Source organism: Streptomyces sp. ISL-94 (assembly GCF_018614075.1).
In the GTDB taxonomy this organism is placed as follows: domain Bacteria; phylum Actinomycetota; class Actinomycetes; order Streptomycetales; family Streptomycetaceae; genus Streptomyces.
The window spans coordinates 15218-31394 of the sequence record NZ_JAGGOZ010000045.1; the positions used below are offsets into that span (position 1 = coordinate 15218).

Here is a 16177-nt window from a genome sequence, read left to right on the forward strand (position 1 = left end):
GCGCTGTGGGCCATGGCCGGCGGTGCCGGGCTGGGTGAGGGGAGCTGGCTTCCGCGTCACCTCTCGGTCATCCTGACCCTGCCCTGGCTCCTGGTGGTGCACCTCTTCCTCGCCGTCACCCAGGTCGACACCTGGCTGCTGGGGTACAGCTTCTACTTCGAATCGGCCGCCTGGCTCTTCGAGCCGCTCTGGGCGGTCTACTGCCTCGCCGCCGGGCTGTTCAACGCGGGCGCCCTCGCCCGCCTCTCCCGTTCCGCGCGGCGGTCCGGCACGGCCCCCTGGGTGGTACCGGTCGCCGCCGTCTGTTTCTTCGCGGCACTGTTCGGCGTCTGGCACGCCTGAGCCTCCCACGACGTGCGCCCGCCCCGCCGGTCCGGTGGGGAACGGCGGGGCGGGGCGGTGACCGGCCGCCTCCGGCAGGGGTGCCATCGGCGGCCGGGGTACGAGGGGGCCTGCCGGGTCAGCGGGCCGCCACGGCCTCCGGCTCGGGGCGGGCCGCCGGGACCTCGGGCTCGGCCGGACCGGCGCCGGGCGGCTGCTTCTTGAGGGCCAGGGCGAGCAGGCCGCCGAGGATCAGCAGGACACCGCCGGCGATGCCGGCCATGCGCAGACCGGAGACCACATCCTCCTTGGCGGCCTCGGCGTAGGTACCGGTGAAGGTGGAGTTGGCGACGGCCACCAGGGCCGCGAGGCCGACCGCGCCGCCGACCTGCTGGGCGGTGGAGGCCATGGCTCCAGCCACGCCCTGCTCGGTGAGGTCCACTCCGGAGCCGGCGGAGGCGAAGACGGAGACGAAGACGAGTCCGCCGCCCAGACCCCAGAGCACGGAGCCGGGGAGCATCGCGTAGAAGGAGCCGCCGGTGGTCATGACGGCGGCGGTGAGGGCGATGCCCGCGCCGTTGACGATCATGCCGGTGGACAGGGTGCCGCGCATGCCGAAGCGCTCCATGAACTTCGGCGCGAGCTTGCCGGCTCCGATCATGGAGACCAGCGTCAGCGGCAGGAAGGCGAGGCCGGCCTCCAGCGGCGTGTAGCCGAGGACGGGCTGGATGTAGGTGGTGAAGACGTAGTACCCGCCGGACAGGCCGGTCTGGAAGATGAAGACGACGGCCATGGCGACGACCAGCGGCCGGTTCTTCAGCAGCCTCAGCGGCATCAGCGGGTCACGGGTCTTGGCCTCGGTGACGAAGAAGGCGACGAGCAGCACCGTGCCCAGGATGAGGGCGGTCAGCGGCGTGGGGTGCGTCCAGCCGTCCTCGGGGCCGGTGACCAGGCCGAAGACGATGGCCGAGATGCCAACGGTGGCAAGTACGGCGCCGCGCAGGTCGAAGCCGCCGGAGGCGCCGGTCGCCGGGTCGGGGCGCAGCACCTTCGGTGCCGGGATCAGGACGATCAGTGCGAACGGGATGTTGATGAAGAACACCCAGCGCCAGGAGGCCAGATCGGTCAGGACGCCACCGAAGAGCGCACCGGCGGCGAGGCCGAGCGAACCGGCCATGCCCCACATGCCGAAGGCCTTGATGCGGGCCTTGCCCTCGAAGGAGGTGGCGATGAGGGCGAGGACGGCCGGGAAGAGGAAGGCCCCGCCGATGCCCTGCACGAGGCGGGCGGCGATCAGGAGGCTCTGGGTGGTGGCCAGACCGCCGGCCAGGGAGGAGAGGGCGTAGAGGCTCAGTCCGACGAGGAAGAGCCGGCGCGCGCCGATCCGGTCGACGGCGCGGCCGCCGAAGAGGAGCAGGCCGCCGAAGGAGACGGCGTACGCCGAGACGACCCACTGGAGGGACTGGGCGCTGAAGCCGAGGGACTGGCCGATGTCGGGCAGTGCCACGTACACGATGTTGTAGTCGACGGTGACGATGAACTGGGCGAAGGCCAGCAGGAACAGGGTGAACCCTGCCCTCCGGGCAGGTGCCGTGGCAGGCATGGGCACTCCAGGTAGGAAAAGCCGGTACGGCGGCGCGTCTGGGGCACCGCACTTGAGACACCATACTGAACGATGCTTAATTTCTGAACAGTGTTTACTGTACCAGGAGTACGCTAGCAACCGAACGTCGTATAGTTCTGGCCCCCGACAGAAGGACGACACATGGACACGAAGCCCAACCGCCGGGCGCGACTGCGCCGGCAGACGATCGCCGAAATCAAGGAGGCCGCCCTCAAGGGCCTTGCGGAATCCGGGCCTTCGGGCATCACACTGCGCGGTATCGCCCGCGAACTGGGCATGACGGCGGCCGCTTTGTACGGCTATTTCGACACCCGTGACCAGCTGATCGCCACCCTCGCGGCGGACGCCTACAACGAGCTCGCCGACGCCCACGAGGCGGCCCTCGCGGCGCTCCCGGCCGACGAGCCGGCCCGGCGGGTGCGCGCGGTGTGCGACACCTTCCGGGCATGGTCGATCGACAACCCGGCCGCCTTCCGGCTCATCTACGGCGACGGCCTGCCCGGCTTCACACCGCCCGAGGAGGTCTCCAAGGCCGCCCGGCGGGGCTGTATGACCGTGCTGGACGTGGTCGGCGGCGCCTGGGACCACGTACCGGCAGAGGCCCGCGAGGACACGACCGCATGGGAGGACTTCCAGCCCTCCCTGGCCGAGCCCGCGCGGACACAGTTCCCCCATCTGCCGCCCCAGGCACTGTCGTTGAGCCTGCGGATCTGGGGACGGATGTACGGGCCGGTCGCGCTGGAGGTCTTCGGCTACCTCTCGCAGCAGGTGAACGACCCGGCGGAGCTCTACCGCCGCGAGGTCGACGCCATCGTCTCCCTGCTCGGACTGTCCGACAGCTGACCGGCCGGCTGCCGGTCGTGGCCGCCCTGAGATGACCTGCGGCGCGGGCGGGACCAGGCCCGCATCGCCGGCTTCTCCACGCACGTGTACAGCGCCCAGGCCAGCGCGAGACTCACCACCAGATAGACCAGTACGATTCCCGCGCCCGGCCAGACGGGGAACGACCGCTCCATGCCCAGCAGTTGCTTCACGTACGTGATCACCGTGCCGTGCACCATGTAGAAGGCGAAAGAGACTTCGCCCAGCCACATCAGCGCCGGGTGGTGCAGCCGGGACGGCGTGCCCTGGATGTCCCGTACGGAGATCGCGCCGATCAGCAGTGCGAGCGGCAGCGCGGTGGCCGCGCTGTGCGAGTACAGCCACGGAACGTTCATGGCCAGCACCCACGCGGCGGCCGTCAGCACCGCGGCCGTGCGCACGCGGATGCCGGTCCACCGCCCCGACAGCACGATCAGCGCCAGCACGATGCCGAGGGCGAACTCCAGCGTCCGCACCGGCGGGAACATGTAGACCGCCCAGAACTGCTCGGCGGACACGGGAAAGCCGTTCGGCGTGGTGCCGTCGGGCAGCAGGGCGTACGCCGCCGCGGGCACGGCGACGATCAGCGCGACCAGGGCCACCGCCGTCCCCCACAGCCGTTCGGCGGCCACCCGGCGCAGGCCGGCGTGGAGGAAGGGGAAGCAGGCGTAGAAGAACAGCTCACAGGCCAGCGACCAGCTGGGCGGGTTCACCGACAGGTAGACGTCCAGGCGCGGGAACCAGGCGTGCACCATCAGCAGGTTCGGCAGCCACTGCTTCCAGGTGGAGGTCGCGGCGGCGAACAGCACCATCGCCAGGGCCCAGGTCACCACGTGGTTCGGGAACAGCTTGACGACCCGGCGGCGCCAGAAGGCCCGCTTGGTGTCGCCGGGGCGGGCGGCGTAGGTCAGGACGAAGCCGGAGAGGATGAAGAAGAACGAGACGCCGATGGATCCGGTCTGCGCCCAGAGCCGGCCCCACACCTCCTGCGCCCGGCCCCCGAAGGGCGTCAGGGCCGGTGGTCCGGCCAGGGAGGTGTGGAAGAAGAAGACGCCGAGGGCGGCGAAGAAGCGCAGTCCGGTCAGCGAGGGGAGCCGGGAAGTCCCGGCGGTGGTGGGCTTGTGGCCCATGTCGAAGCGTCCTTGGGTGTGGGTGTGGGTGTGGGTGTGGGTGTGCGGAGGGCCGGGCCGTTTCCACGGCCCGGCCCCGGTGTGCGGACGTGGCTATGCGGTGGTGCCGCCGTCGGCGGCCAGGTTCGCGCCGGTGATGAAGGCCGCCCCGGGCGAGGCGAGGAAGGCCACGGCCTCGGCGATGTCCGCGGGCGTGCCGTAGCGGCCGACCGCCGTCAGCGAGCGCTGGAAGTCGGCGGCCGGTCCCTCGGCCGGGTTCATGTCGGTGTCGACCGGGCCGGGTGAGACCTGGTTGACGGTGATGCCCCGCTCCCCCAGCTCCCGGGCCAGGCCCCGGGTCAGGCCGAGCAGTGCGGCCTTGCTCACCGCGTACGGGACCATGCCCGGGCCGGGCACCCGCTCGCCCAGGCAGGACGCGATGCTGATGACGCGTCCGCCCGCGGGGAGGTGCCGGGCGGCGGCCCGGGCGGTCAGCAGGGCGCCGCGCACGTTCACGTGCAGGGTCCGGTCGATGACCTCGGCGGGCACGTCGGACAGCGGGAGCCCGGAGGTGTCCATGTATCCGGCGTTGTTCACGACGATGTCCAGGCGCCCGAAGTGGGCGACCGTACGCTCGACGGCCTCGGCCGGGCCCTCGTGGGTGGCCGCGTCGGCCCGGATCGCGAAGGCCCTGCCCCCGGCGGCCTCGATCTCGGCGACCACCCGCTCCGCTTCCGCGGCTCCCCGGGTGTAGGTGAGGGTGACGCGGACCCCGGAGCGGGCCAGGCGGCGGGCGATCTCGGCCCCGATGCCCCGGCTGGCGCCGGTGACGAGGGCGACGCGGTCCTCAGCGGAACCGGGCTGAAGAGGGGGCTCAGACATGTACGGGCCTTTCGGGTACCTGGGCCGGAGAGGCCCGGCGCAGCAGTTCGGGAAGCAGGGTGGCCAGGCCGAGCACGGCCATGGCGGCGCCCGTCCACAGAGGGGCGCGCAGGCCGAAGTGGGTGATGCCGATGCCGCCCACCCAGGAGCCGATGACCACGCCGAGGGTGATGAAGGAGGTGTGGACGGTGTTGACCAGCGGCCGGTCGTTCGCGGTGCGCATCACCCTCGTGACCATGGCAGGGTTCATCGTCACGCCGACGAGGCCGATGCCGACCATGGCGGCGACCACTGCGGCCGGTACGGCGGCGGCGAGCGCGAACACGGTCAGGAACACGGTGTTGAGGCCGAGGCCCACGGCGAGCACGGGCAGCGTGTACCGGTCGGCAAGCCGCCCCACCACGGCGTTGCCCACGACGGTGGCCGCGCCGTAGAGGACCAGGAGCAGCGGGACGGTGCCGTCGCCGAAGCCACTGACCCCGGTGAGGATCGGCACGAAGTACGAGAACGCTGCGAAGGTCGCCCCGATGGTCAGCGTGCTGGTGGCGAAGGCTGCCCAGAGCCGGGCGTTGCGGAAGGAGCCGAGCTCGGCGCGTACGGAGCCCTGCCCGGTCGCCGCGGCGTCCCCGGCCGGCGAGGGGACGGCCCAGCAGGTCACCAGGGCGGCGAGGGCGGCCAGCACGGCGACGCCCCAGAACGCGAAGCGCCAGCCGTAATGTTCACCGGCGAGCTGCGAGAGCGGCAGCCCGAGCACGGTGCCGACCATCAGGCCGCCGAGCACGATGGAGATGGCCCGGCCCCGTACCTCCGGCGCGCTGATCCGTACGCAGACGGCCAGCGCCACCCCGAAGAAGGCGCCCGAGGCGGCTCCGGTGACAAGCCGGGCGCCCAGCATCACAGCGTAGTTCTCGGAGAGGGCGCCCAGGGCCTGACCCGCGAGGAAGACAACGTATAGCCAGAGCAGGGCGCCCTTCTGGTTCATACGCAGCAGGAGGGCCGCGAGGACCGGCCCGCCGAGGGCCATCGCCGCCGCGTACACGGAGACGAGGTAGCCGATCTGCGGGATGGTGGCCCCGAGGTCGCCGGAGAGGTGGGGCATCAGCCCGGCCACCAGGAACTCGCTGGTGACCATGGTGAAGATGCCGAGTCCCAGGACGTAGATCGCGAAGGGCATCGGAATCAGACCTCTTCGGAGGGGATCGAGACCTGGAAGGAGCCGAGTTCCTCGGCGATCTCCTTCGCCCGCGGATTGTCGGCGGGGTCGAAGGGCGGGATGGGCAGGCCGGGCCGGGCCGGGACCCCCGCCTGGAGGAAGAACTCCTCGAAGCCGCTCGGCGTGAAGATCAGCAGCTGCTTCGCCGCGTGCAGGCCCTTGTTGCGGAACCGGTGGACGGTGCCCTTGGGGACGAAAACGAAGTCGCCGGCCTTCACGTCGTAGGTCCGGCCGTCGGCGTAGAACTCCAGCTCGCCCTCGAGGAGGTAGAACGCCTCGTCCTCGTTGCGGTGGTCGTGGGCCGGCGGGCCGCCGCCGGGCGGCACGGAGGCCTCCAGCAGGGTGATGGTGCCGCCTGACTCGGCGGTGTCGACCTTCACCGTGTACACGTCGCCGTTGAGCCAGACCGAGGGGCCCTGGCCGGAGGGGACGTGCAGCACCTTGGTGACGGTCGGCGGATGCGCGGTGTCGCGCTGTTCGATCAGTGACATGGCGGGCGGACCTCAGGATGCGGGGGAAGGAGTACGGGGGGACACCAGCCGGTCTCCGGCGAGGAGTTGGGCGGTGCTGTTCACGGGCACTTCCCGCCCGTCGGACTCGGTGGTCAGGATCCGCAGCCAGCCGTCCGCGCAGCCCGCGTACACGGCGCCCTGGGCGTCGCGTGCGATCAGGCCGGGCGAGGCGGCGGCCGGGAACGGGGCCCCGGCCGGGTCCGCGGACAGGATCCGGATCCGGCGGCCGGCCGCGTCGGCGTTCCAGGCGCCGGGATGGCGGTAGGCGGCCCGGACGTGCCGTTCGACGACGGCCACCGGCAGGTGGAAGTCGAGCTGGTGGTCCTCGTCCGTGGGGCGCCCGTAGTAGGTGCGCCGGGCGGGGTCCTGCACGGTGCGTACCAGGCTGCGGCCGGCGAGCTGCGGGATCAGGTCGAGCAGCATGAGGACGTTCGCCCGCTCCTGCGCGGTCCGCAGGTCCAGGCCGGTCTCGCGCCCGGTGAGCGGTACGTGGTGCTGCATGAGCAGGTCGCCGCTGTCGAGGGTGGGGGCCATCTCGATGGCCGAGACCAGCGACTCCTCGGCGTCCTCGCGGATCATCCAGTAGAAGGGGGAGAGTCCGGCGAACCGGGGCAGCGGGGAGGGGTGGAAGTTGACGGCCGTCTCCTTGGGGACGGACAGCAGCCGCTCCCGCAGGATCTGCTGGAAGTTGCCGACGACGAAGTAGTCGGCGTCGAGCTGCTCCAGCTCGTCGATGAAGGCGGGGTTGTTCACGGAGGCGGGGCGCAGCACCGGGACGCCGAGGGCGGCTCCCTGGGTGACCAGGTCGACCTGGTCGGAGTCCTCGGTGAAGTAGGAGCACCGTTTGCCGCGCGGGGAGGTGACCACGGCGGCGAGGTCCACCTGGGGGTGGCCGTGCAACATGCTCAGGAACGGCGAACCCAGCTTGGAGTTGACTTCGGAGAACAGAACGACGCGTATGCGGTCCATGGCGGTGATCCCTGGGGTCTCTCGGTCTCTCGGGTCTCTCGGTCTCTTTAGAAGAAGGGGCTGGTCGACGTACCGCCGAGCAGCACGTTCCCGGTGAGCTGGAGGATGGAGTCCTGGGCGACCGCGTGCTGGTTCATGGTGTAGGCGTCGCGCAGCCACCGGTCCATCGGCGAGGGCTTGTAGACGGAGGACCCGCCGACGAGGTCGAAGAGGGTCTGCACGATGTGCCGGGCCGTGCGGAAGGCGTGGTGGCGGGCGATGGCCGTGGCCACGCGGGCGTCGTCGGTCAACTCGGTGCCGCCGGACAGGGCGTTCCACTGGGTGGTGAGGGTGGTGTAGACACCGGCTCGGGCGGCGGTCAGTTCGCCTTCCAGGCGGGCGATCGTGCTCTGGATCCGGAGGTCCTGGGCCCAGGGGGTGCCGGTCTCGCGGTCGGTGCGGTGCGCGGCCATCTCCCGTACATGGTCCAGCGCGGCCCGGGCCATGCCCAGCGGGATGCCGGGCATCTTGCGCAGGATGGCGTCGGGGCTGTTGTGCAGCGGGCCGGTGCGCTTGGGGTCGCCGAAGCTGAAGGAGCGCTCGGCGGGGACGAACAGGTCCTCGCAGGAGTAGTCCTGGCTGCCGGAGCCGGCCAGGCCGGTGGTGTGCCAGGTGTCGTGGAAGGTGTACTCGGTGGGCCGCGCGATCATGACCCGCCAGTGGGTGTCCGCGCCGGTGAGGGGGTCGGCCTCGGGGGTGCCGTTCTCGTCGACGACGAGGCAGCCGGCGCCGAGCCAGTCGCAGTGGGAGGAGCCGGAGCCGAACTTCCAGCGGCCGGTGAGGCGGTAGCCGCCCTCGACGCGCACGGCGCGGCCCTGCGGGTAGATCCAGCCGGAGTTGGCGAGGTCCAGCCCGGGGTACATCTCGCGGGCCACGGAGTCGTCGAGGTAGCCGGAGTAAATGCCCGAGCCCATACCGATCATGGCGCACCAGGCGGTGGACGGGTCGCCGGTGGCGATGGTCTCGATGAGCTCGCACTGCTGCATGGAGGTCAGTTCGGGGCCGCCCCAGGTCTTGGGCATGGCCGCGCGGAAGACTCCGCCGTCGCGCAGCAAGGCGACGATGTCGGCGGGGAGCCGGCGGTTCTCCTCGATCCGGGCGGAGGCCTCGCGCAGGACCGGGACGAGGGTCCGGGCGTGGGCGAGGATCGCCTCGGCGGTGTCGGGGACGGCGGTGGGTGCGAGGGCAGTGGTCATGGCTGCGGTTCCTTGGTGCGAAGAGGATGCGGACGGGGCGGCGCGGCCGGTCACAGGTAACGGCCCGGCGCGATGGTCCCGTTGGGGTCGATCAGCGCGGCGATGGCGCGGGTCAGCTCGCCCGCGGCGGGGTCGGCGGCGGTCCGGCCGGCCCAGGAGGCGTGCTCGGAATCGATGCGGTACGGGGCGTATCCGGCCTCGGCGAACCACGTGTAGGCGAGGTCCAGTGCCTGGTGGGCGGCGGGGCCCTGGGTGGCGCGGTCGAAGGGGAAGGAGACGACGAGGTCGATGACGTCGGCGTCGAGGGCGTTGACGGTGGCGCCGGGCCGGATGCCGGTGGCCAGGTGGATGCGGTCCAGGATGGCCAGTGCGCGGACCGTGTCGGCTCCGGTGAAGGGGATCAGCGGCAGGAAGAACAGCCAGCCGTTGCCCTCCGCGTCGACCCGGTCGGCGCTGGTGCCGGTGGCCGAGGCCAGCATGTCCTCGTTGTGGGCGACGGACCCGGCGTACGCGGCCTGCACGACCTTGGAGACGATGTCGTCGGCGGCCGGCTCCTGCCCGGCGGTGATCCCCGTGAACAGACCGCAGGCCTCGGCCTCGGCGGTCAGCGCCCCGGCGAGGGCGGCGGCGGTGGAGCGGGTGCCGTCCACGCACAGGTGCGCCAGGTAGCCGTGGCCGTCCTCGCCGCCGTAGGTGGCGGAGGAGGCGGTGTCGTAGATCTTGACCACGCCCGACACGGCGTTGCCGGCCCGCCACTGGTGGATCTGCTCGACGGCCTCGGCCAGTCGGTCCCGTTCGAAGGTGAGCCGGACGACCTGCTGGGCCTGCGGTCGCGGGATGAGCCGGATCACCGCGGCGGTGACGACGGCCAGCGGGGACTGGGTGAACAGGTGGAGCAGGCTGGGCCCGAGACCGTACGGGTTGACGGCCTTGCCTGCTCCGGTGCCGGGCCACCAGCCGGTGCGCACGACGCGCCCGTCGGGCAGGACGGCCTCCAGGCCGACCAGGTCCTCGGTGCGCTGGCGGCGCAGTCCGACGCCCCGGTCGAGGATGTTGCCGACGAGGGAGGTGTGCCCGGAGGAGGCGGTCACGTTCAGCATGCGGGTGGTGCCGGCGAGCTGCCCGGACAGCACCGCCTGGGTGACGCCCGGTTCCACGATGGCGTATCCGGCGTCGAGGTCGAGCTCGCGCAGGGTGTCGAGGCGGTCGAGTTCCATCCGTACGACGGGTCCTGCGGCGGGCTCCTTGGAGCCGAGGCCCCAGTTGCGCCCGGTGCTGACGGCGTGCAGGCCGGGCAGCTCGGGGCGGCGGTCGAACTCCTGGATCACGGCGCGGATTTCGTTCACCGTGCCGGGGCGGATGACCGCGTGCGTGGCGCGGGCGCCGAAGCCGGACACGTTGCCCGTCGGCGGCAGGGGTCCCGTGCCGGTTTCGGGCCGGGTGACATGGCGTATGCCGACGATCTTCTCGACGGCGTCGAGAACGGTGTCGAGCCCCGTTCCGGAAGTGGTTTCGGGCATGGCGAATCCTCGGTGGTGCGGGAGGGACGAGAGTCGACGGACGTCAGAGGGACGAACGTCAGGAAGAAGAGATGGCCGGTCGGGTCCGGGTGGCGCCGCCGAGATAGACGGGCACGGGGCGGCCGGCGGCCGTCCAGCGGACATGGGCCAGCACGCGAATCATCCGCGGCGGGGCTCCGGCGAAGGCGGCGTCCTGCGCGCACAGGGCGGGCAGGTCCCAACCCGCCTCGTGCAGAGCGAGCGCGGGGTTGTTGCTGGTCAGGTCGGCGGTGACGTTGAACATCAGGCTGATCAGCCCGGACCGGTCAAGCCGGTTGGCGTGCAGGAGGGCGTCGAGGAGTTCCACGGTGGCGTCCGCGATCCCCTGCGGGGTGTCGACGGGGATGCCGATGGCACCGCGGACGGCGCTGACGCTCAACCGCGCGGCGTGGCGGCCGGGATGAGTGCGCCCTGGTGGAACAGCAGGGCGTCGTGGCCGCTGTCGCCGGGGGTCGTGTGCAGGACCCGGGCGAGGAAGAGGCTGTGGTCGCCCCCGGCGTAGTCGTCCTCGACCTCGCAGCTGAGCGAGGCGAGGGCGCCGGGCAGGATCTCGTGTCCCTCCGCCGAGCGCGTGAGGTACTCGCCGAGCCGACGGCCGGAGGGCTTGTCGGGCGAGGCGAACAGCCGGGCCACATCGCCCTGGTGGGCGGCGAGCAGGTGGATGGAGAGCCTGCGGGTGCTGGTGATCACCGGGTGGGCGCGGGCCGTGCGCATCACGGAGACCAGGACGCGCGGCGGGTCGAGCGAGACCGAGGTGAACGAATTCACCGTCATGGCCACGGCGTTGTCGACGTCTCCGCTGCTCAGCACCGTGACTCCGGTCGGAAACCGGCGCATCACCGACCGCAGGTCGGCGGGCGTGTGACGGGTACTTACGGTGGACGGCATCACACTTCCCCCTTCGCACGGTTGTGCGAATCTTGTTGCTGTCTAAACGCTAGCGCGTCTTGTGAACGCTGATAGCTTTTCTAACACAGATTGCGCCAACTTCAACAACTCCACTCCTTGGCAACCGCATTGCACAAGGGAAGTAAGGGAAGTAACGTGCTAGCCAACGGACTACGCCAACGCCACCTGACGATGCTCGCCCTGGGCGGGGTGATCGGCGCCGGACTCTTCATCGGAACCGGCCAGGGACTCGCCGCCGCTGGCCCCGCCGTGATCGTGGCCTACGCCCTCGCGGCCCTGCTGGCCCTCGCCGTGATGCGCATGCTGGGCGAACTCTCCGCTGAATTCCCGGCATCGGGCTCGTTCTCCGTCTACGCCGAGCGCGCACTGGGCCCCTGGGCGGGCTTCGCCACCGGCTGGCTCTACGGCTGGGTGACCGCGGTGGCCATCGCCGTCGAGACCCTGGCTGCCTCGGCGATCCTGCACTCCTGGATCCCCGGGATACCGTCGTGGGCCTTCGCGTTGACGGTGATGACACTGTTCACCACAGCGAACATGAACTCTGTGCGTACGTTCGGCGAGGCCGAATTCTGGTTCGCTTCACTGAAGGTGGGCGCCATCGTGGTGTTCATCGCCCTGGGCGTGGCCGCCCTCGCCGGCGCCCTACCCGGTACCGCGTCCCCCGGCCTCACCCACCTCACCACCCACGGCGGCTTCGCCCCGCACGGCATCGCCGGCATCGTCACCGCCCTGCTGGGGGTGGTCTTCGCCTTCGGCGGGATGGAGGTGATCGGCATGGCCGCAGCGGAGTCCGAGGACCCGGGCAACGGCATCCGCTCGGCGGTGCGCACCGCGATCTGGCGGATCGCCCTCTTCTACCTCGGCTCGGTGAGCGTGGTCGTGCTGATCCTGCCCTGGACCGCGGCCCGCCCCGGCGAGAGCCCGTACGTCGCCGCCCTCGACCGGCTGGGCATCCCGCACGCGGGCACGCTCACCGAGGGAGTGATCCTCGTGGCCCTGCTCTCCGCGCTCAACGCGAACCTGTACGGAACCTCGCGGATGCTCCACTCCCTCGCCGAACGCGGCGACGCCCCGCGTACCTTGCGCCGCCGCTCCGCCCGGCAGGTCCCCACCCGCGCGGTGGCCGCGGCCTCGGCCGTGGGCTTCGCGGCGGTCCTCCCGGAGGCCCTGTGGCCCGGATCGGCCCTGCCCGCACTGGCCAAGTCGATGGGCGCGGCCATGCTCTTCATGTGGCTCGCGGTCTCGGTCTCACACCTGCTCCTGCGCCGCTTCCCCGCGACCACCTGGCTGTCGGTTTCCGCCATCGTGGCGGTGATGGCCCTGATGGCCACCACCCCGCCCACCCGCACCCAACTCCTCACCTCAACAGCCCTCACGGCCACCCTGTGCCTGACGGGCCACGCCCTCTCCCGCCGCCGTACGTCCAGCCCCGCCTGGGGGTCCCCCCGGACGGAGTCCGGGGGAGTTTGAGGCGCGCGGCCCGGGGCGGAGCCCCAGTCTTTGAGCGGCGCGGCACCCCCAGCCCCGCCGGGCACGACCCAGCCTCGCCTGGGGGTCCCCCCGGACGGAGTCTGGGGGAGTTTGAGGCGCGGGGTGCGGGGCGGAGCCCCAGCAGCGGCGCTCAGCCTTATTTCCGGAGCAGGGTGACCACCGCCGCGCCGCCCAGGCCGATGTTGTGGGCCAGGGCGACCCGGGCTCCGGGGACCTGGCGGGAGCCCGCCTCGGCACGGAGTTGCCAGACCAGTTCCGCCGCCTGCGCGAGCCCCGTCGCACCGAGCGGGTGCCCCTTCGAGATCAGGCCCCCGGAGGGGTTGACCACCCAGCGCCCGCCGTACGTGGTGGCCCCGCTCTCCACCAGCTTCCCGGCGGCGCCGTCCTCACACATCCCCAACGCCTCGTACGTCAGCAGCTCGTTCACCGAGAAGCAGTCGTGCAGCTCGATCACGTCGATGTCCTCGATGCCGAGTCCGGAGGCCTCGTACACCTGCCGCGCCGCCGCCGCCGTCATCGGCTTGCCGACCACGTCGATGCACGACCCCCCGAAGCTGGCCTCCGTGTCCGTCGTCATCGCCTGGGCCACGATCTCCACCGCCTTGTCGTGCAGCCCGTGCCGCACCACGAACCGCTCCGAGACCACCAGCGCGGCCGCCGCCCCGTCGGACGTCGGGGAACACTGCAGCTTCGTGAGCGGCGCGTGGATCTCCTTCGCCGCCAGGATCTCCTCCACCGAGTAGACGTCCTGGAACTGCGCGTTCGGGTTGTTCGCCGAGTGCCGGTGGTTCTTCGCGCCTACCGCCGCCAGCTGCGCGGCCGTGGTCCCGTACCGCTCCATGTGCTCGCGCGCCGCGTTCCCGAAGATCTGCGCGGTCGGCGGGGACATCTCGAACCCGTGCCCCGCCGCCATGATCCCGTAGTGCCGGGCCACCGGAGACGACTTGAAGTCGCCCCCGTCGGCACCCCCGCCCAGCGCGCCCCGCTTCATCTTCTCGAAGCCGAGCGCCAGCACGCAGTCGCTGATCCCGCCCTCGACGAACTGCCGCGCCATCATCAGCGCCGTCGATCCCGTCGCGCAGTTGTTGTTCACGTTGTAGACCGGCACCCCGGTGAGCCCCAGCTCGTACGCCGCCCGCTGGCCGGCGGTGGAGGCCTGGAAGCAGTAGCCCACCGGCACCTGCTCGACCAGCCCGTACTCCACCCCCGCGTCCGCGAGCGCCGCGGACCCGGCCTCCTTCGCCATGTCCCAGTACTGCCAGTCCCGCGACTCCGGCTTTTCGAACTTCGTCATGCCGACGCCCACGATGTACGACTTGTGCGACTTCATGCCCGATGACTCCTAGTCCCTGGGGAGGCCGAGAATCCGCTCGGCGACGACATTGAGCTGGACCTGCGTGGTGCCCCCGGCGATGGTGAGGCAGCGGGACATGAGCATCCCGTGCACCGCCCGCTCCCCCGCCCCCTCCCGTACCGCGCCCGCCGGGCCGAGCAGTTCGAGCGCGAGCTCGGCGGTCCGCTGCTGGTGCGGGGTCTGGACGAGCTTGCGTACGGACGCACCCGCGCCCGGCTCCAGCCCCGACACCTGCTGGAGCGTGGTGCGCAGCCCGATGCACGCCAGCGCGTGTGCCTCGGCGGTGAGCGCCCCGATGCGCGCCCGGTACGCGCCGTCGAGGTCGGCGGCACGCGCGAGGAGGGCTTCCAATCCGGTGTCGAAGGTCATCTGGTCGGCCATGTGGACGCGCTCGTTGCCGAGGGTGTTGCGGGCCACCTTCCAGCCGCCGTCGGCCGCCCCGACCAGGGCGTCCGCCGGGAGCGGCACGTCGTCGAAGTAGACCTCGTTGAAGAGGGCCTCCCCGGTGATCTCCTTCAGCGGCCGGATGTCGATGCCGGGGGTGTTCTTCATGTCGACGACGAAGTAGCCGAGCCCCTTGTGCTTGGGGGCGGCCGGGTCGGTACGGGCCAGCAGGATCCCGTAGTCGGCGCTGTGGGCGGAACTCGTCCACACCTTCTGTCCGTTGACCTTCCAGGAGCCGTCCTCCGCGCGCTCCGCCCGGGTCCGCAGCGAGGCCAGGTCCGAGCCCGCCCCCGGTTCGGAGAAGAGCTGGCACCAGGTGACGTCCCCGCGCAGGGTCGGCAGGACGTACGCCTCCCGCTGCGCGTCCGTCCCGTAGGCGATCAGCGAGGGCACGACCCAGGTGGCGATGCCGAGGTCGGCGACCTTGACCCCGGCCGCCCGCAGCTCCTGCTGGACGACGAGCTGCTCGACGGGTCCGGCGCCGAGGCCGTAGGGAGGCGGCAGGTACGGGGCCGCGTAGCCGGTGGGGGCCAGGATCCGCCGGGCGGCGGCCGGGTCGAGCCCGCGGGCGTCCTCGATGGCGGTACGGGCCTTCGCGCGGTGGCTCTCACCTTCCCGCAAGCTCTCCGGAGGCATCACCAGCCGGAGTTCGCGCCGCGCGCCGGCCGCCGCGAGCCGCACGGCCCGGAGGCGGTGCCCGTCGCCGGGCCCGAGCAGCTGCCGGGCGACCAGGGCCCTGCGCAGGTGGATGTGGGCATCGTGCTCCCAGGTGAAGCCGATGCCGCCGAGGATCTGGATGCAGTCCTTGGCGCAGGAGTAGGCGGCGTCCAGGGCGGTCCCGGCGGCGAGTGCGGCGACCAGCGAGCGCACCTCCGCGGGCTCGTCCATGGCCTGGGCGGCGTCCCAGGCGAGCGCGCGGGCCTGCTCGAGCCGGACCAGCATGTCGGCGCACAGGTGCTTGACGCCCTGGAACTGCCCGATGGGGCGCCCGAACTGCTCGCGCACCGTGGCGTATTCGGCGGCGGTGTGCAGGGCCCAGGCGGCGGTGCCGCAGGCGTCGGCGGCGAACAGGGTGCAGGCCAGGTCCCGGACCAGGGCCGCGTCCAGCTCCAGCAGCCGGCCGGGCGCCACGGTGACCCCGCGGGCCCGCACCTCTGCGGTGGGGCGGGTCGGGTCGGCGCTCTCCTGCGTACGGATGTCCAGCGCGGCGGCGTCCACGGCGAACCAGCGGGTGCCGTGCGCGGCCTCGGCGGCGAGCAGCACGAGGTCGGCCTCGCCGGCGCCGAGCACCGGGGGCGCGACCCCGTCGAGCAGGTGTCCGCCGCCCTCGACGGCGACGGCGGTCAGCGTCCCGGGCCCGAGCGCGACGGCCCCGACCCGGCCGTCGAGCGGATCGGCCCCGGCCCGCTCCAGCAGTACGGAGGCCAGCGCGCTCGGCAGGTACGCCCCGGGCAGCGCGGCCCGGCCCGCCTCCTCGACGACGACGGCCAGGTCGAGGAGGGTCCCGCCCTCCAGGTGCGGCTCCAGCAGCCCCTGCGCGGTCATCGCGTCCCAGTAGGCGGGCCGCGTGCCGGTCTGCGGCGGGGTGTGGAGGAGCTTGCGCACCTCCTCGGGCGGCACGGCGCGCGCCACCCAGCCGCGCGCCGCCTCGGCCAACTCCCGCTGTTCTTGCGTGATTCCGATGCCCATGCGCG

The 16177-nt window shown here is 72.0% G+C and carries 15 protein-coding genes; 3 read left to right on the forward strand and 12 right to left on the reverse strand.

Going from position 1 to position 16177, the window contains the following annotated elements:
• Positions 1-12 precede the first annotated feature (12 nt).
• Positions 13-342: a hypothetical protein gene (locus J7E94_RS16430; RefSeq protein ID WP_215016161.1), complete on the forward strand. Its 330-nt coding sequence runs from the start codon at positions 13-15 to the stop codon at positions 340-342.
• 118 nt (positions 343-460) lie between these two features.
• Here J7E94_RS16430 and J7E94_RS16435 read toward each other — a convergent pair whose 3' ends face one another.
• The gene (locus J7E94_RS16435) at positions 461-1924 is read right to left on the reverse strand and encodes an MFS transporter (RefSeq protein WP_215016162.1); all 1464 of its coding nucleotides are present in this window, start codon (positions 1922-1924) and stop codon (positions 461-463) included.
• A 162-nt stretch (positions 1925-2086) separates the two neighbouring features.
• Here J7E94_RS16435 and J7E94_RS16440 point away from each other — a divergent pair, with 162 nt between their 5' ends.
• Positions 2087-2788, forward strand: coding sequence for a TetR/AcrR family transcriptional regulator (locus J7E94_RS16440; RefSeq protein WP_215016164.1), 702 nt, complete (start codon positions 2087-2089; stop codon positions 2786-2788).
• Here J7E94_RS16440 and J7E94_RS16445 read toward each other — a convergent pair.
• From J7E94_RS16445 to J7E94_RS16485, 9 genes are all read right to left on the reverse strand, one after another.
• Entirely contained in the window at positions 2734-3936 is a 1203-nt protein-coding gene (locus tag J7E94_RS16445) for an acyltransferase (RefSeq protein WP_215016165.1), read from the reverse strand. The two genes, J7E94_RS16440 and J7E94_RS16445, sit on opposite strands and share 55 nt — an antisense overlap.
• A 93-nt stretch (positions 3937-4029) precedes the next feature.
• Positions 4030-4797 (reverse strand): SDR family NAD(P)-dependent oxidoreductase, encoded by a 768-nt coding sequence (locus J7E94_RS16450; RefSeq protein WP_215016166.1) that lies wholly within the window; start codon positions 4795-4797, stop codon positions 4030-4032.
• A complete protein-coding gene (locus J7E94_RS16455) occupies positions 4790-5971 on the reverse strand; it encodes an MFS transporter (protein WP_215016167.1) in 1182 nt (393 codons plus the stop codon). The genes J7E94_RS16450 and J7E94_RS16455 overlap by 8 nt, the downstream gene beginning before the upstream one ends.
• Positions 5972-5976: 5 nt before the next feature.
• Positions 5977-6501, reverse strand: coding sequence for a quercetin 2,3-dioxygenase (locus tag J7E94_RS16460; protein ID WP_215016168.1), 525 nt, complete (start codon positions 6499-6501; stop codon positions 5977-5979).
• Positions 6502-6513: 12 nt separating this feature from the next.
• Entirely contained in the window at positions 6514-7491 is a 978-nt protein-coding gene (locus tag J7E94_RS16465) for a methionyl-tRNA formyltransferase (protein ID WP_215016169.1), read from the reverse strand.
• Positions 7492-7538: 47 nt separating this feature from the next.
• Entirely contained in the window at positions 7539-8726 is a 1188-nt protein-coding gene (locus J7E94_RS16470; RefSeq protein ID WP_215016171.1) for an acyl-CoA dehydrogenase family protein, read from the reverse strand.
• 50 nt (positions 8727-8776) lie between these two features.
• Positions 8777-10246, reverse strand: coding sequence for an FAD-binding oxidoreductase (locus tag J7E94_RS16475; RefSeq protein ID WP_215016172.1), 1470 nt, complete (start codon positions 10244-10246; stop codon positions 8777-8779).
• Positions 10247-10304: 58 nt separating this feature from the next.
• Positions 10305-10664: a chorismate mutase gene (locus J7E94_RS16480; protein ID WP_215016173.1), complete on the reverse strand. Its 360-nt coding sequence runs from the start codon at positions 10662-10664 to the stop codon at positions 10305-10307.
• Positions 10661-11173 carry a flavin reductase family protein gene (locus J7E94_RS16485; RefSeq protein WP_215016174.1) on the reverse strand — a complete coding sequence of 171 codons (513 nt, stop codon included), beginning with the start codon at positions 11171-11173 and terminating at the stop codon, positions 10661-10663. The genes J7E94_RS16480 and J7E94_RS16485 overlap by 4 nt, the downstream gene beginning before the upstream one ends.
• 156 nt (positions 11174-11329) lie before the next feature.
• Here J7E94_RS16485 and J7E94_RS16490 point away from each other — a divergent pair, with 156 nt between their 5' ends.
• Entirely contained in the window at positions 11330-12664 is a 1335-nt protein-coding gene (locus tag J7E94_RS16490) for an amino acid permease (RefSeq protein WP_308345146.1), read from the forward strand.
• A gap of 157 nt (positions 12665-12821) precedes the next feature.
• Here J7E94_RS16490 and J7E94_RS16495 read toward each other — a convergent pair whose 3' ends face one another.
• Both J7E94_RS16495 and J7E94_RS16500 read right to left on the reverse strand, forming a co-directional pair.
• Positions 12822-14015: a lipid-transfer protein gene (locus J7E94_RS16495; protein WP_215016175.1), complete on the reverse strand. Its 1194-nt coding sequence runs from the start codon at positions 14013-14015 to the stop codon at positions 12822-12824.
• Positions 14016-14027: 12 nt separating this feature from the next.
• The gene (locus tag J7E94_RS16500; protein ID WP_215016176.1) at positions 14028-16172 is read right to left on the reverse strand and encodes an acyl-CoA dehydrogenase; all 2145 of its coding nucleotides are present in this window, start codon (positions 16170-16172) and stop codon (positions 14028-14030) included.
• Between the last annotated feature and the right edge of the window lie 5 nt (positions 16173-16177).

What these genes read in the sequence shown, in the direction of transcription:
- J7E94_RS16430 (WP_215016161.1), top strand. Translation starts at nt 13, where the DNA reads ATGGCCGGCGGTGCCGGGCTGGGTGAGGGGAGCTGGCTTCCGCGTCAC.
- J7E94_RS16435 (WP_215016162.1), bottom strand. Translation starts at nt 1,924, where the DNA reads ATGCCTGCCACGGCACCTGCCCGGAGGGCAGGGTTCACCCTGTTCCTG.
- J7E94_RS16440 (WP_215016164.1), top strand. Translation starts at nt 2,087, where the DNA reads ATGGACACGAAGCCCAACCGCCGGGCGCGACTGCGCCGGCAGACGATC.
- J7E94_RS16445 (WP_215016165.1), bottom strand. Translation starts at nt 3,936, where the DNA reads ATGGGCCACAAGCCCACCACCGCCGGGACTTCCCGGCTCCCCTCGCTG.
- J7E94_RS16450 (WP_215016166.1), bottom strand. Translation starts at nt 4,797, where the DNA reads ATGTCTGAGCCCCCTCTTCAGCCCGGTTCCGCTGAGGACCGCGTCGCC.
- J7E94_RS16455 (WP_215016167.1), bottom strand. Translation starts at nt 5,971, where the DNA reads ATGCCCTTCGCGATCTACGTCCTGGGACTCGGCATCTTCACCATGGTC.
- J7E94_RS16460 (WP_215016168.1), bottom strand. Translation starts at nt 6,501, where the DNA reads ATGTCACTGATCGAACAGCGCGACACCGCGCATCCGCCGACCGTCACC.
- J7E94_RS16465 (WP_215016169.1), bottom strand. Translation starts at nt 7,491, where the DNA reads ATGGACCGCATACGCGTCGTTCTGTTCTCCGAAGTCAACTCCAAGCTG.
- J7E94_RS16470 (WP_215016171.1), bottom strand. Translation starts at nt 8,726, where the DNA reads ATGACCACTGCCCTCGCACCCACCGCCGTCCCCGACACCGCCGAGGCG.
- J7E94_RS16475 (WP_215016172.1), bottom strand. Translation starts at nt 10,246, where the DNA reads ATGCCCGAAACCACTTCCGGAACGGGGCTCGACACCGTTCTCGACGCC.
- J7E94_RS16485 (WP_215016174.1), bottom strand. Translation starts at nt 11,173, where the DNA reads ATGCCGTCCACCGTAAGTACCCGTCACACGCCCGCCGACCTGCGGTCG.
- J7E94_RS16495 (WP_215016175.1), bottom strand. Translation starts at nt 14,015, where the DNA reads ATGAAGTCGCACAAGTCGTACATCGTGGGCGTCGGCATGACGAAGTTC.
- J7E94_RS16500 (WP_215016176.1), bottom strand. Translation starts at nt 16,172, where the DNA reads ATGGGCATCGGAATCACGCAAGAACAGCGGGAGTTGGCCGAGGCGGCG.